Origin of the sequence: Snodgrassella sp. ESL0253 (assembly GCF_013344965.1) — a bacterium.
Classification (GTDB): domain Bacteria; phylum Pseudomonadota; class Gammaproteobacteria; order Burkholderiales; family Neisseriaceae; genus Snodgrassella; species Snodgrassella alvi_B.
This window is the reverse complement of sequence record NZ_JAAEDQ010000006.1, coordinates 1-12,721: the sequence shown is the minus strand read 5'-3', so window position 1 is coordinate 12,721 and position 12,721 is coordinate 1. Positions and strand designations below refer to the sequence as shown.

General features: G+C 43.1%; 14 protein-coding genes. 4 read left to right on the top strand and 10 right to left on the bottom strand.

Translation table 11 applies throughout. The annotated features are described in order from the left end of the window. The first annotated feature begins 371 nt into the window (after positions 1–371). Both bioB and tadA read left to right on the top strand, forming a co-directional pair. Positions 372–1,421 (top strand): biotin synthase BioB, encoded by a 1,050-nt coding sequence (bioB, locus tag GYX26_RS06255; protein WP_174828558.1) that lies wholly within the window; start codon positions 372–374, stop codon positions 1,419–1,421. A gap of 514 nt (positions 1,422–1,935) precedes the next feature. Next, positions 1,936–2,667 carry a tRNA adenosine(34) deaminase TadA gene (gene tadA, locus GYX26_RS06250; protein WP_174828557.1) on the top strand — a complete coding sequence of 244 codons (732 nt, stop codon included), beginning with the start codon at positions 1,936–1,938 and terminating at the stop codon, positions 2,665–2,667. A gap of 80 nt (positions 2,668–2,747) precedes the next feature. On the opposite strand, the gene GYX26_RS06245 is transcribed toward tadA, so the two are convergent. From GYX26_RS06245 to lpxK, 6 genes are all read right to left on the bottom strand, one after another. Continuing rightward, positions 2,748–3,536 carry a sulfite exporter TauE/SafE family protein gene (locus GYX26_RS06245; RefSeq protein WP_370520854.1) on the bottom strand — a complete coding sequence of 263 codons (789 nt, stop codon included), beginning with the start codon at positions 3,534–3,536 and terminating at the stop codon, positions 2,748–2,750. A 12-nt stretch (positions 3,537–3,548) separates the two neighbouring features. Next, the gene (locus tag GYX26_RS06240) at positions 3,549–4,079 is read right to left on the bottom strand and encodes a CNP1-like family protein (protein WP_100137224.1); all 531 of its coding nucleotides are present in this window, start codon (positions 4,077–4,079) and stop codon (positions 3,549–3,551) included. A 129-nt stretch (positions 4,080–4,208) separates the two neighbouring features. Continuing rightward, the gene (gene adk / locus GYX26_RS06235; protein WP_100089510.1) at positions 4,209–4,856 is read right to left on the bottom strand and encodes an adenylate kinase; all 648 of its coding nucleotides are present in this window, start codon (positions 4,854–4,856) and stop codon (positions 4,209–4,211) included. Between the two features lie 54 nt (positions 4,857–4,910). Next, positions 4,911–5,678 carry a 3-deoxy-manno-octulosonate cytidylyltransferase gene (gene kdsB / locus GYX26_RS06230; RefSeq protein WP_174828556.1) on the bottom strand — a complete coding sequence of 256 codons (768 nt, stop codon included), beginning with the start codon at positions 5,676–5,678 and terminating at the stop codon, positions 4,911–4,913. Then, positions 5,675–5,863, bottom strand: coding sequence for a Trm112 family protein (locus GYX26_RS06225; RefSeq protein ID WP_174828555.1), 189 nt, complete (start codon positions 5,861–5,863; stop codon positions 5,675–5,677). The genes kdsB and GYX26_RS06225 overlap by 4 nt, the downstream gene beginning before the upstream one ends. A gap of 279 nt (positions 5,864–6,142) precedes the next feature. Next, positions 6,143–7,198, bottom strand: a complete 1,056-nt coding sequence (gene lpxK / locus GYX26_RS06220) for a tetraacyldisaccharide 4'-kinase (RefSeq protein WP_174828554.1) — start codon at positions 7,196–7,198, stop codon at positions 6,143–6,145. Positions 7,199–7,318: 120 nt separating this feature from the next. Between lpxK and xseA the strand changes: the two genes are divergently transcribed. Continuing rightward, complete coding sequence (gene xseA, locus GYX26_RS06215; protein ID WP_174828553.1) at positions 7,319–8,671, top strand: exodeoxyribonuclease VII large subunit; 1,353 nt, start codon at positions 7,319–7,321, stop codon at positions 8,669–8,671. A 62-nt stretch (positions 8,672–8,733) separates the two neighbouring features. Next, entirely contained in the window at positions 8,734–9,153 is a 420-nt protein-coding gene (locus GYX26_RS06210; RefSeq protein ID WP_174828552.1) for a hypothetical protein, read from the top strand. A 441-nt stretch (positions 9,154–9,594) separates the two neighbouring features. Here GYX26_RS06210 and GYX26_RS06205 read toward each other — a convergent pair whose 3' ends face one another. The 4 genes from GYX26_RS06205 to GYX26_RS11675 form a co-directional block, all read right to left on the bottom strand. Further along, positions 9,595–10,458: an ATP-binding protein gene (locus tag GYX26_RS06205; protein ID WP_100113287.1), complete on the bottom strand. Its 864-nt coding sequence runs from the start codon at positions 10,456–10,458 to the stop codon at positions 9,595–9,597. Between the two features lie 31 nt (positions 10,459–10,489). Next, the gene (locus tag GYX26_RS06200) at positions 10,490–11,050 is read right to left on the bottom strand and encodes a class I SAM-dependent methyltransferase (RefSeq protein WP_174828551.1); all 561 of its coding nucleotides are present in this window, start codon (positions 11,048–11,050) and stop codon (positions 10,490–10,492) included. 178 nt (positions 11,051–11,228) lie between these two features. Beyond that, complete coding sequence (gene era, locus GYX26_RS06195; RefSeq protein WP_174828550.1) at positions 11,229–12,152, bottom strand: GTPase Era; 924 nt, start codon at positions 12,150–12,152, stop codon at positions 11,229–11,231. A gap of 482 nt (positions 12,153–12,634) precedes the next feature. Further along, positions 12,635–12,715: a transposase gene (locus GYX26_RS11675; RefSeq protein WP_141670356.1), complete on the bottom strand. Its 81-nt coding sequence runs from the start codon at positions 12,713–12,715 to the stop codon at positions 12,635–12,637. Positions 12,716–12,721 lie beyond the last annotated feature (6 nt).

Below are 12,721 nucleotides of genomic sequence, written 5' to 3'. Positions count from 1 at the left end.
TCATGGCCTACGAACATACCGGTAACTACACTACCACTGGCCTTTAAAACCATAATTATTCTAAAACAGCTTGATATATAGCATAGAAGATTTACAGCAGTGCGGCACAAAACAATCTGTTTATCCTTAAAAAAAATATTAGTATATTCAGGATTGATAGCGTATTATCGCAATTTCTGATGCTGGGAGAAAACCAATTCAGACGTATTTTAACTTCAGATAACAAACAGTATAGCACAAACAGAAAACTGCATCCGTCCGTAAATCTATCCCCGTTTCATGTAGATTTTACAACTTAAAATGGTTGGCAATACAGCATTAAATGCTATGTTTCATTGTGAAACTCAACCTTGCTACTAAAGGAAACTATTATGTCCTTGGGCACTATTCGTCATGACTGGGCTCTGCCTGAAGTAATGCAATTATTTCAATTACCTTTTAATGATCTTATTTTTAAGGCTCAAACCGTACACCGACAATACTTCAATTCAAATGAGGTACAGGTTTCAACCTTATTATCAATCAAAACAGGTGCCTGTCCGGAAGATTGCAAATACTGTCCTCAGTCCGGCCATTACAATACAGGGCTAGATAAAGAAAAATTACTTGAGGTACAAAAGGTTATAGAGAAAGCCAAAGCAGCTAAAGCAATAGGTTCAACCCGTTTCTGTATGGGAGCAGCATGGAAGCATCCTACAGCTAAAGATATGCCTTATGTCTTAGAGATGGTAAAGGGTGTGAAAGCATTAGGCATGGAAACTTGTATGACTTTAGGTAAACTATCACCAGATCAAGCCTGTGCCTTGGCCGATGCCGGACTAGATTACTATAATCACAACCTAGATACTTCACCAGAATTTTATACTCATATCATTACCACCCATACTTACAGTGATCGATTACAGACATTAGCTTATGTGAGAGAAGCAGGTATGAAAATTTGCGTAGGTGGTATTCTGGGAATGGGAGAATCAGTTAAAGATCGTGCTAATTTATTAATCCAGTTAGCTAATTTAGCAGAACATCCAGAAAGCGTTCCCATTAATAATTTAGTTAAAGTTAAAGGCACACCTCTGGAAAATGAACCAGATATAGACCCGTTTGATTTTATCAGAATGCTTGCTGTCGCCCGTATTATGATGCCTAAATCCTATGTGCGTTTATCAGCAGGCCGGCAACAAATGAATGAGCAAACCCAAGCACTAGCCTTTTTAGCAGGCGCTAATTCTATATTCTATGGAGATAAATTATTAACAACAGCTAATCCCCAGATAGAAAAAGATCAAGCATTACTTATTAAATTAGGGATTAGGCCAGAACCACGACAAGATTATGGCGATGAGGTGCATCAAGCCGCTATAGAGCAAGCTATTATTGAGCAAGGTCAAACCAGTATGCTTAACGATAGTACCAATGCTTAACCACGAGTGAAAATCAATGGCCAATCACTATTTAAGATTGGCTAATTATTCTGATTTAATACAAATTTCTACAAGGTACTAAACGAAGAAGTAATCAGAATACAATTTTACCGGATAGATTTAATCATGCCTCTTTGCTGGGCGGGAATTTGTTAAGTGGTGCTGTTTTAGCCTTATCAGCACATTAAATTCCACTATACCGGCATTATTAATCAGAACCATATCATCCTTGTTTCCCAGATCGTTTTGCTCGCTGGCCAATTTGTCGTCATATGGCCTGAATCTCAGTATCAGCCAATTAATTACATATTATAGTACTCCTTCCGGCTGCTTGCGCCAGCCATGGTGCATCAGGCAAATAACCTTGATTTTCTGAGTCAGATAATATTCAGCCAGCGCACGCCCAAACCACCATGATGATCAGTAATTATCACACCATCTGCATATCAAATTCCCTTTTCATGATTGGCCAGATTTATAGTAGGATAATAGGCATCAATCATTCTCTTTGCTTATGAATACGCCACTTACAACACCACCGCTGGCACCTAAAACCATAGCCATTCTTAAACAGCTTAATATACATTGCGTAGAAGATTTGCAGCAGCATGGTGCTATTACCGCTTTTTTACAGTTTAAAAACATTAGCACCAGTAGTACTGAAAGCGTGTTATGGCAATTTATCGCTTTAGTGGAAAACCGTACCGCGCAGAGCTTTAGCGCCGAAGAGAAAACATTTTGGCGTCAACAGATAAAGCAGCATCCACCTGTAGCCCTGTTTCCGTCTGCAAAAATCATGCAACACTGGATGCAACAGGCATTACATGCAGCGCAGCAGGCACAGCTACTGAATGAAGTGCCGGTAGGTGCAGTTGTGGTGTACGAAAATAATCTTATTGGTTATGGCTATAATCGCTGTATTACCGACCATAATGTCAGCCACCATGCTGAAATTCAGGCACTGGCAGCAGCCAGTAGCACGCTGGGCAATTATCGCTTACAAAACTGTGATGTATATATTACTCTGGAACCTTGTGCCATGTGTGCCAGCGCCTTAATACAGGCCAGAGTCAAAAGAGTAATTTATGGTACTGCTGAAACCAAAACTGGTGCTGCTGGCAGTGTGATTAATTTATTTGCCAACCGCCAGCTTAATACGCACACCGCAATTCTGGGCGGTGTACTGGCGGCTGAATCCAAAGAGTTATTACAGCAATTTTTCCGGCACAAACGCCAATCTGTTTAAATAACAGATATATCTGCTGGCAGTACAGAGATATAAACAAGCAACTACGACATACTACAAGCATGATATACAAAAATATATTATTTAAGATAAGGCATAAGTAAATCACGGCCAAAGCTGCAAATCATAATACATAACACGATAATGAATCCTTTGCGTATTAATTCACTGCCACCAACCATAGCCAGTCTGCTTCCGATTAATCCGCCTGTTAAATTGGCAGCAGCCAGTGGAATTGCCCAGTGCCACACCACGTACTGGTTTGGAATGAAGAAAGCCAGCGCGGCCAGATTGGTTGTCAGGTTGATGACTTTGGATGAGGCGGTTGCCGTAATGAAATCAAAGGCAAAAAAGCGCACAAATACAAAAGCCAGCAAACTGCCGGTACCGGGGCCCAAAATACCATCATAAAGGCCGATTAATGCCCCCATAAAGAGACCAAAAACATATTCGCGCCGACTAAGATGGCTCCGGCGCTGAACCTGTCCGAGATCTTTTTTGAGAAAAGTATAAACCGCCATCACAATTAAAATAACCAGAATGGACGGTTTCATCCATGCTGTGGGCAGATACACCACAATATGCGAGCCCAGATAGGAAAAAACAAACGCAAGCACGGCTGCTGGCAACAGCATTGCCCACGGTACAGGTATACGTCGAGTATATTGTATGGCTGCTACCAGCGTACCACTAGCTGATGCAAATTTATTGACACCCATGACAATAGGCACAATGGTATGTTTTGGTAAAGCATTAAAAAGCCCGGGTATCTGCAACAGCCCGCCACCTCCTACAGCAGCATCCATCAAACCGGCACTAAAACCGATGACTACCAACCTCCAAATATGAGCATCACTGAACCATTCCACGATTAATCCTGTCTAGCGCATGGCGCGAGTAGTAATACGTTGCATTAGTTCCTGCTGATTGCGTGGCAATCCGTCTTCACAGAAAGTCTGATACAGCACTGAGCGTACTTTATCCAGCTCATTCAGGGTGGTACCGATTACTTTCCATTGACTGTTGCGCGGCTGTATCCAGCGTTTATTGACATCATCACCAAATCCAAATACTTTCATGCGTCGTGTGGGGCAATGGATGGCTTCGGCAGAGAGATTATTGATACCCTGTTTAGACTGCTGATTCAGAATATAATGTATTGTATGGTCAGTATTAATATGAATACTGTTCAGCATTAATTTTGGCTGGCCTGTATAAGTCTGGCTGATATAGAGATCAGCCCACTGTTCGTTACCTGTTGGATAGGCTGGCATCGGCACAGCATGTTCTTCCCATGCCTGATTTTCATCCGGGCCAATATAATGTTCGTTATATAGGGTTTCCTTGCGTGCCAGTGCCAGAGCACATACACCAAGCAGCAAAGTTGCGAACATAGTTTTGGCAATATTCATACCCAAGTCTCCGCGGCTGAATATTTTATCCAGCCATATATGTTTGGAAAAGTATTGGCACATTGTAGCCAAAATTAAAGGCTGCCTGCGATTAAAATTAAATTCGCAACAGACAGCCTGAGTAGAATATTAAAGTTTTAATGCCGCCAGTACCTGAGTCTTAACTGCTTCTACCGGCTGTGTACCATCTACCCGGATATAGTCCGGTGCCGTAGCTCCGTCCTGTTTACCATAAAAATCAATCAGTACTTCTGTCTGTTCGTGGTAAACCTGTAAGCGTTTCTTAATGGTTTCTTCCTGATCATCGTCACGCTGAATCAGTGGCTCACCCGTTTCATCATCAACACCGCTTACTTTTGGTGGATTATAGATTACATGATAGGTACGACCTGAAGCCTGATGCACACGACGGCCTGACAGGCGCTCAATAATCACATCATCCGGTACGGCAATTTCTACTACGGCATCCAGATGCACGCCGGCTTTTTCCATGGCCTCAGCCTGAGCCAGTGTGCGTGGAAAGCCATCAAACAAAAAGCCATTGGCACAATCAGGCTGAGCAATACGTTCTTTAACCAGACCAATAATAATATCATCACGCACCAAACCACCGGCATCCATAATTTTTTTGGCTTCAATACCCAGTGGCGTGCCTGCTTTAACTGCTGCACGGAGCATATCGCCGGTTGAAATCTGCGGGATATTGAACGCAGCGGTAATAAACTGTGCCTGTGTGCCTTTGCCGGCGCCAGGTGCACCCAATAATAAAATTTTCATTTCAACTCCTGAATGTGTCTATATTTTAATTTAATATACTGTAAATAATAATATTTATTTGTGTATATCTGGCCAACTGGCACGTACCCGTTCCAGATCTGCCATCGTATCAACCCCCGCCGCTGGCGCGTGGGGGGTGATCTGTACCGCGATGTTAAAACCATGCCATAACACCCGTAACTGCTCGAGCGATTCAGCCTGCTCTAATGGGGATGGTGTCAAATCAGAATACTGGTGCAGAAATTGTACCCGATAACCATAAATACCAATATGACGATATACCGGTATATCTTTCGGCATCATTTCGGCACCGCTGCGCATCAACTCACGCGGCCAAGGAATGGCTGCGCGGCTGAAATACAATGCATTGTGCTGGCTGTTCAGCACTACCTTAACACAATTAGCATCAATAAAATCTGCGTAATCAGTTAATAAGTGTGCGGCTGTAGCCATTGGGGCACAGCTTTGCTGTAGCTGTGCGGCCACTGCATTAATCAGTTCCGGTTCAATCAGGGGCTCATCACCCTGCACATTAACTACACAGTCATTTTCGGCCAAATTTAAGATGCTGGCCGCTTCAGCCAGACGTGTGGTGCCGCTTTCGTGGTCTGTGGCCGTTAATACGGCTTCAATACCATGAGCCTGACACGCAGCCTGAATATCTGCATGATCTGTGGCCACAACGACTTTACTGGCTTTACTTGAGCGGGCGCGCTCAGCCACCCGCACCACCATCGGCTTACCATGAATATCAGCTAAAGCCTTGTTTGGCAGGCGGCTGGAAGACAGGCGTGCCGGAATCAATACGACAAAATCACTCATGCGTCGACTGTACATTCTTCGTCAGATAATTCACGCGCTTCATTTACCAGCATATAGGGAATGCCGTCTTTAACCGGATAAGCCAGCCGCGAAGCCTTACACCACAACTCCTGTTGCTGTGCATGCCATTGCAGTTTTCCCTTACATTGGGGGCATACCAGAATATCCAGATATTTTTGATCCATTTTCTGTCCTTAGTACCACAACAGTGGTAAGCGATATCTATCGTTTTTCATTCAGTCTGATGTCTGAATGAGGCATTGCCAGTTAATAATTGACACATAACATCGATGAATGACTTTACCATATATTGAAATGGCGATACAGGGTACGCTGAAATATTCGGCCTGAACAGAAATTCCTCGCCTGCAATACCAGCCAAACCAGTCTGTACAATCCATAAATGCTGTGTGAACAATTTACAGAAATTTTACCAGTAGCCAGTGTTTATGGCATCTTTTTCATCACGATAACGTTTTTATTGTAGCAGTACTGCGCAATTGTAATCGCGACTGAATAAATTCAGCCAAATCGGGGCAGATTTGAGCCGAGAGAGGCAAAACCCAGATATTATGTTGCAAAGGCATAGTCAGCTTAACTGCATCCTTTTCGGTAATAAATATCACATCCGCCTCAGGCCAGTCTGCTGGTTTAATCACGGCATGGTCGTCCAACGCAATGGTTTGCTTCAGATCAATGCCTAAAGTTTGTAATGCCTGAAAAAAGCGCTCTGGTCGGCCAATAGCAGCGATGGCCGCACAATGCCTGCCTGCAAACTCTATTGCTTGAGCAGTCTGCCGAGGCTGGTTCAGGCAATAAAAATCAGCATAATTTAATGTGCTGTAGCCACACCACTGTGTTTTTAGCATGTCTAACTGTTGTGCTCGGTGCGTGGCTATTGCATCGCCCTGACTGAATATTACGCCATCAACCAGGTGCAAACGGCCAAGTGATTCACGTAACGGGCCATTGGGTAGCAAATCCATTGTTTTGCCAATATCCGCAGCCGGAAATACCACAATTTCCATATCCCGCTTGAGAGCATAATGTTGCAGGCCATCATCGCTTAGCAGAAGCTGCAAATCCGGGTGTGCCTGTAATAATGCTTTACCTGCAGCCTCGCGTGTGCTGGCAACGGCAATCGGTGCCTGAGTTTGCTTAAACAGCATCAGCGGTTCATCTCCGGCTTCTGAAGCCGTAGTACGGGCATTGATAATTACCGTATCTTTGCTGGAACGCCCATAGCCGCGGCTGATGATACCAACTTTAATCTGCCGCTGATGCAATGCCTGCACTAGTGCAGCCACTAAGGGAGTTTTACCCACGCCACCAACATGAATATTGCCGATTACCACTACCGGGCAAGGCAGCCGCTTACTGGGCAATAGCCCGACTCGATAAAGCCAGCGGCGCAGCATCGCTATTATCTGAAAAATCCGTGCCAGCGGCCATAACAATATGGCCAGCCCTGTCTGTGGATGTTGCCAGTGGCGTTGTATCAAACCGGCTAACCAGCCCATAATTCTGCTCATAAACGACAAAATGGCACTATACCACGGTGTATATACAGAACTGAAACCCAGTAAAAAAGGCCGTATAATATCAGCACCACAAAATTGCTCGAAATAATGGTGTTTTTTATGTCTGACTTCTTTGCTCCAGCTGCATTAAGTGTCTCTGAACTCAATGCATGTGCCCGGCAATTACTCGAACAGAATCTGGTTGGTTTGTGGATTGGTGGCGAAGTTTCCAATCTTACCCGTGCCGCCAGCGGACACTATTATTTCTCTTTAAAAGATGCCCGTGCACAGGTCAGATGTGTACTGTTTAAAGGCGTGGCACAGCAACTTAGCCAGCCGTTACAGGAAGGCGATGACCTTGAAGTAGCCGGAAAAATCAGTATTTACGAAGCCCGTGGTGAATTCCAGATTACCATCAATGCCGTGCGGCATAAGGGCTTGGGACAGTTATATGAAGCTTATGAACGTCTGAAGCAACAATTAACTGCGGAAGGTTTATTTTCTTCTCAACGTAAGCGCCCGTTACCGCCCCATCCGAAAGTGGTAGGTGTGGTCACCAGTCTGGCCGCAGCAGCTTTGCGTGATGTGGTGACAACTTTACGTCGGCGTCATAGCGGCATCAGCGTGATTGTCTATCCGACTGCGGTACAGGGAGCCGGCAGTGAACAACAGATTGCATCTGCCATTGCCACTGCCAACGAGCATGCTCACGCAGATGTACTGATTATCTGCCGTGGTGGCGGCAGTATTGAGGATTTATGGTCTTATAATGAAGAAATTGTAGTACGGGCTGTAGCCGCCAGTACTATCCCTACCGTTAGCGGCGTTGGCCATGAAACCGATTTTACCCTGACTGATTTTGCTGCTGATGTGCGCGCACCTACTCCTACTGCGGCCGCAGAACTGGTCAGCCCGGATATGGCGCAATTGCGACGTACTGTTGCACAATGGCAAACCCGCATTCACCAATTGTTGCAACAGCGCTATTACGATGCTTCACAGAAACTCGACTGGGTGGCGCGCCAGTTAAAACACCCGCAACAAAACTGGCAGCAACAGCAGCAGCAACTATCAGACTTGCAACGCCAGTTAAAGCAAAGCATGCAACGTCAGATCAGACAGCAACAGCAAATTCTGTTACAGCAACAGCGAAGCTTAAGCAGCTTGCGGCCACAAACTACTCATGCGCAGCAGGCACTCGCCTACCGCAAACAGCAGTTACAGCAATTCTGGCATCATATTCTGCTGCGTGCACAGCAGCGACTACAACAGCAAGCTTCCGTGCTGGATGCTGTTTCACCATTGCAGATTCTGGCCAGAGGCTATAGCGTAGTAACCAATCAGCGCGGACAGGTTATTAGCGATAGCAGTAAACTGAAAACCGGCCAGTATCTAAATATTCGCTTTGCTGCGGGTGAACGCCGTGTACAGGTGGCTCCGCCCAAAGTTCAGTCTGATTTATTTGATAATTAAGCTTTTGCTGATTTATATAAAGCAGTTTAAAACAAGAAGATAATTATCAAAAGGTAAAATCCATGAAGCTTGGTTTTATACGCTATTTATTCCTTTTCTCTTTTTTTATATTTCATTCAGGAAGCGCACATGCTGTAAATATTAAAGGACTTTGGAACAATAAAATTTATTTAGATAATAGCAAAATACCATATAGTACTTTTTCAATACAGTTAACAATAAATACAGATGATGCCGTAGAGGGAGAGTTGTGCTCAATTGCTCATTTTGGTAATAAAATAGATTGTCATATAAGATTCAAATCCCGGCTGGCGAATAATCAAATTAAAGTTCATTTTGATAGTACTTTTGGTGGCAAAGACAGTATAGCAATCATTACTTTACAGAGGCATAATTTAAAATGGGATTTAATTACTGCGCCAAATGGAGAATATTATTTTGACAAGAAAGCCATATTGCATCCTGTAAAGCTTAAGAATTAAATAAACTTATACTGGCAGAATTAACCATGACAAAAATTTGTCTGAAATACAGCGTATTTATTGTCTTTCACTTGTTCAGCAAAAGAACTTACTCGTGATTGTTTATATACCAATAATTATGAATCAGCGAGGTATACAATTAAAATAGTTTCTTGTTGTAAAGAAGGAGAATTAGATTGTGATAATGTTTATTATGAAGGCTCAAAAAAGAAAGATAAAGCTTTTATACAGTTGTAAGGAAAAACAATAAATGATTATTTATCTCATCGTTTTTTAGGCTATCAATTTCAAAACAATGATTACTTATATATTGTTCAAGATAATTTATTAACAATATATAAAACAAATAAATTATTACAAAAAGATTTATTAAATCTATTCTATAATTAATTACATTATTTTTTAAGTTGTAGAACCAAAAAAATCTTCACGCAGAAAAAATCAAACTTTTCTTTCTTGTGGTTCCCGCCCGACCCAGTCACAGACAAATTGCCAAGCCACCCTGCCCGAGCGACTGCCACGACTCTGGCTCCAGTTAAGTGCAGCACGTCTGGCCATGTCATCCAAGTGTAAACCAGCTTCTTCCAGCCAGTTTTCTACTGCCTGCAAATAGGCACTCTGGTCGAATGGGTAAAAACTCAGCCACAAACCAAAGCGATCAGACAATGATACCTTTTCTTCTACCGCCTCCTGTGGATGAACTTCGCCACCACTGCCAGTCTGTGCAAGGTTGTCGGCCATATATTCAGGCATCAGATGCCGACGGTTGGAAGTAGCATAAACCAGTACATTGTCACAGCGCTGTGACAAGCCACCATCCAGCGTGGTTTTCAGTGCTTTATAAGCATCGTCGCCGTCTTCAAACGACAAATCATCACAAAAAAGAATAAATTTTTCTGGCCGTTGCGCCAGCATAGTAAGCAACGCGGGTAAAGTGAGCAAATCACTTTTATCCACTTCCACCAAACGTAAACCCTGAGCAGCATATTGATGCAATAACGCTTTAACCAATGATGATTTACCCGTACCACGCGCACCAGTCATTAATACATTGTTTGCTGGCCGGCCAGCAAGAAACTGTTCGGTATTGCGCACCAGCTGGCGTCGTTGTTCATCTACTGCGGCCAGACAGTTCAGGGCAAAGGTGTGTGGATGGGGCAGGCTTTCCAGAATGCCCTTATTACCTAGCTTATGCCAGCGATAAGCAACCGCCGTCCAGTCTGGCTCCTGAGCTAATGGTGGTAAGATGGCGTCCAGCCGCTGTAATACAGTGGCAGCCAGTTCTATCAGTTCCCTGCGTTTCATCTCTAGTTTCCTTTTGCTTTAACTCGTGGTTTTATGCATGCTTTTGCAATAACAAAGCATATGGCGCATTATGTACCCGATTAATAAAAGCATATTTTAATACTGCTATCTGCTGTTGTGGTAAGCTGGCAGCCCATTCCTGTACTGCGTGAGCTTCAATTCTGCCCTGCTCATGCCCCGGATATAAAACCGCCGCCAGCACCCCATTAACCGCCAGATGAGCTAATCCGGCCTGAATGGCTTTCAGTGTTGTAGTGGCTGTAGTAGTACAGTTTTTGTCTGCTCCCGGTAAATAGCCCAGATTAAACATGATGGCACTAATTTCACCCTCAATATAATCATCCAGATGCTCATGTCCGGCCTCAATCAGCTCAACCCGTTCACGCATGCCTGCATTGACCAATCTTTTACTGGTTGCCTGCAATGCAGCTTTCTGGATATCAAAGGCCATTACCTTACCCTGTTCGCCAACACATGTGGCCAGAAAAAGAGTATCGTGCCCGTTACCCGCTGTGGCATCTATCACCGTATCGCCAGCCTGCACCACTTGCTGAATACTGGCATGTACAAAGTCCAGAATATTTAAAAGCATAAAACCACTATTACCTGCTAGCTGATGCAGAGCAATGTCTGATTACATTTACAAATAAATACATGTCAAGGATATCAAAATATTTCTATATTAACAAAATATCTGCGCAAACTGAGTAAACTGTTTTCTTGCCTGTACAGCGGCATCTGGGCAGATAAATACTTATATTTATTAAACCTTACATGCCCAATTCACGTAAAAAGCGAATATCGTCAGCCCAGCCGGATTTCACTTTTGCCCAAACCTTTAAAAATACTTTGGTTTCAAACAGCTTTTCCATATCCAAGCGTGCTTCAGTGGAAATCTTTTTCAGTTTTTCCCCGCCTTTGCCAATCAGAATACCTTTCTGGCTGTCTTTATCCACTAGAACTGCAATATAAATCCGGTATAGGCCATCTTCTTCAGCAAACTGTTCCACCTCTACATTCATGGCATAAGGCAGCTCTTCACCGAGATAACGAAACAGTTTTTCGCGCACAATTTCCATAGCCAGAAATCGTGCCGATTTATCTGTTACCATATCTTCAGGATAAAGCGGGATTCCCTGTGGGAGCATGGGTTTGAGCGTATGTACCAGTTGGGCAACACCCAAACCATGCTTGGCACTCACCAGTGCCACCTTGGTAAAAGTAAAAGCCTGCTGTACTTCTTCAATAAAAGCCTGCATGACACTTTGGTCTTTTGCTTTATCCTTGTCTACCTTATTAACGACCAGCACCACGGGAATACGCTGCGGTAATTGCTGCAATACTTCGCGATCCGCATCAGAAAAGCGTAATGCCTCAATCACAAAAACAATTACATCCACACCGGCTACTGCTTCAGTAACATTCTGATTCAAACGGTCATTCAGTGCATTACGGTGATAAGTCTGAAAGCCCGGCGTATCAACAAATATTAATTGCGCTTCATTATCGGTATAAATACCATTAACTCTATGGCGGGTAGTCTGAGCTTTTTTACTGGTAATACTGATTTTCTGGCCAATAAGATGATTCATTAATGTAGATTTTCCCACATTCGGGCGGCCGACAATGGCAACAAACCCACAGCGAAAATTATCTGACGGGGATGGATAATTGTGACTGAGCACTTCAGACATACATTCTTTCTAAAAGGTACAAAATAACCACAGCGTGGCTAAAAATAAACTGGAGCATTCCAAAATATGGAATTTAACAAGGAAAAAAGTCACCAATTCAACGTTTCAAAAACAGATTATAGGCTATGAATCTGCATAGTTAAAAATAGAAACTAGTGTATTCCTGAATACATTGCTTATTCTGCAAGTTTTCTTTACCCATTTTATACCGTATTGTTGCATCATCAGCACATCAGCATTGCCGCCGTGCTACACATAAGGCTCAGAGCAGATTACATTTTATAAATTAGATTTTTACAATCTGACTAATCACTATTTTCAAACAGTTTACGCACAATAAATGGATGAAGTACTGAAACTGGCAACATATATAACTACCCCCAAAAATTATGATTTTTTACCGATGCAACCAGATACAGCATGTCTTTACTGGAATTGGAAATGTAAATACCCCATAGTTAGTACAAAACTGACGTAGAAAATCATGCTGCTTGTTTTAGTGTTTTATACTCAATCGGCGTCATATTATTTAGTGCTTCATGAGGTCTTTCGGTGTTATAAATGGTTAG

Excerpts from the sequence above, each read along its gene's own strand:
- bioB (WP_174828558.1), top strand. The coding sequence starts at position 372 with ATGTCCTTGGGCACTATTCGTCATGACTGGGCTCTGCCTGAAGTAATG.
- tadA (WP_174828557.1), top strand. The coding sequence starts at position 1,936 with ATGAATACGCCACTTACAACACCACCGCTGGCACCTAAAACCATAGCC.
- GYX26_RS06240 (WP_100137224.1), bottom strand. The coding sequence starts at position 4,079 with ATGAATATTGCCAAAACTATGTTCGCAACTTTGCTGCTTGGTGTATGT.
- adk (WP_100089510.1), bottom strand. The coding sequence starts at position 4,856 with ATGAAAATTTTATTATTGGGTGCACCTGGCGCCGGCAAAGGCACACAG.
- kdsB (WP_174828556.1), bottom strand. The coding sequence starts at position 5,678 with ATGAGTGATTTTGTCGTATTGATTCCGGCACGCCTGTCTTCCAGCCGC.
- GYX26_RS06225 (WP_174828555.1), bottom strand. The coding sequence starts at position 5,863 with ATGGATCAAAAATATCTGGATATTCTGGTATGCCCCCAATGTAAGGGA.
- lpxK (WP_174828554.1), bottom strand. The coding sequence starts at position 7,198 with ATGGGCTGGTTAGCCGGTTTGATACAACGCCACTGGCAACATCCACAG.
- xseA (WP_174828553.1), top strand. The coding sequence starts at position 7,319 with ATGTCTGACTTCTTTGCTCCAGCTGCATTAAGTGTCTCTGAACTCAAT.
- GYX26_RS06210 (WP_174828552.1), top strand. The coding sequence starts at position 8,734 with ATGAAGCTTGGTTTTATACGCTATTTATTCCTTTTCTCTTTTTTTATA.
- GYX26_RS06205 (WP_100113287.1), bottom strand. The coding sequence starts at position 10,458 with ATGAAACGCAGGGAACTGATAGAACTGGCTGCCACTGTATTACAGCGG.
- GYX26_RS06200 (WP_174828551.1), bottom strand. The coding sequence starts at position 11,050 with ATGCTTTTAAATATTCTGGACTTTGTACATGCCAGTATTCAGCAAGTG.
- era (WP_174828550.1), bottom strand. The coding sequence starts at position 12,152 with ATGTCTGAAGTGCTCAGTCACAATTATCCATCCCCGTCAGATAATTTT.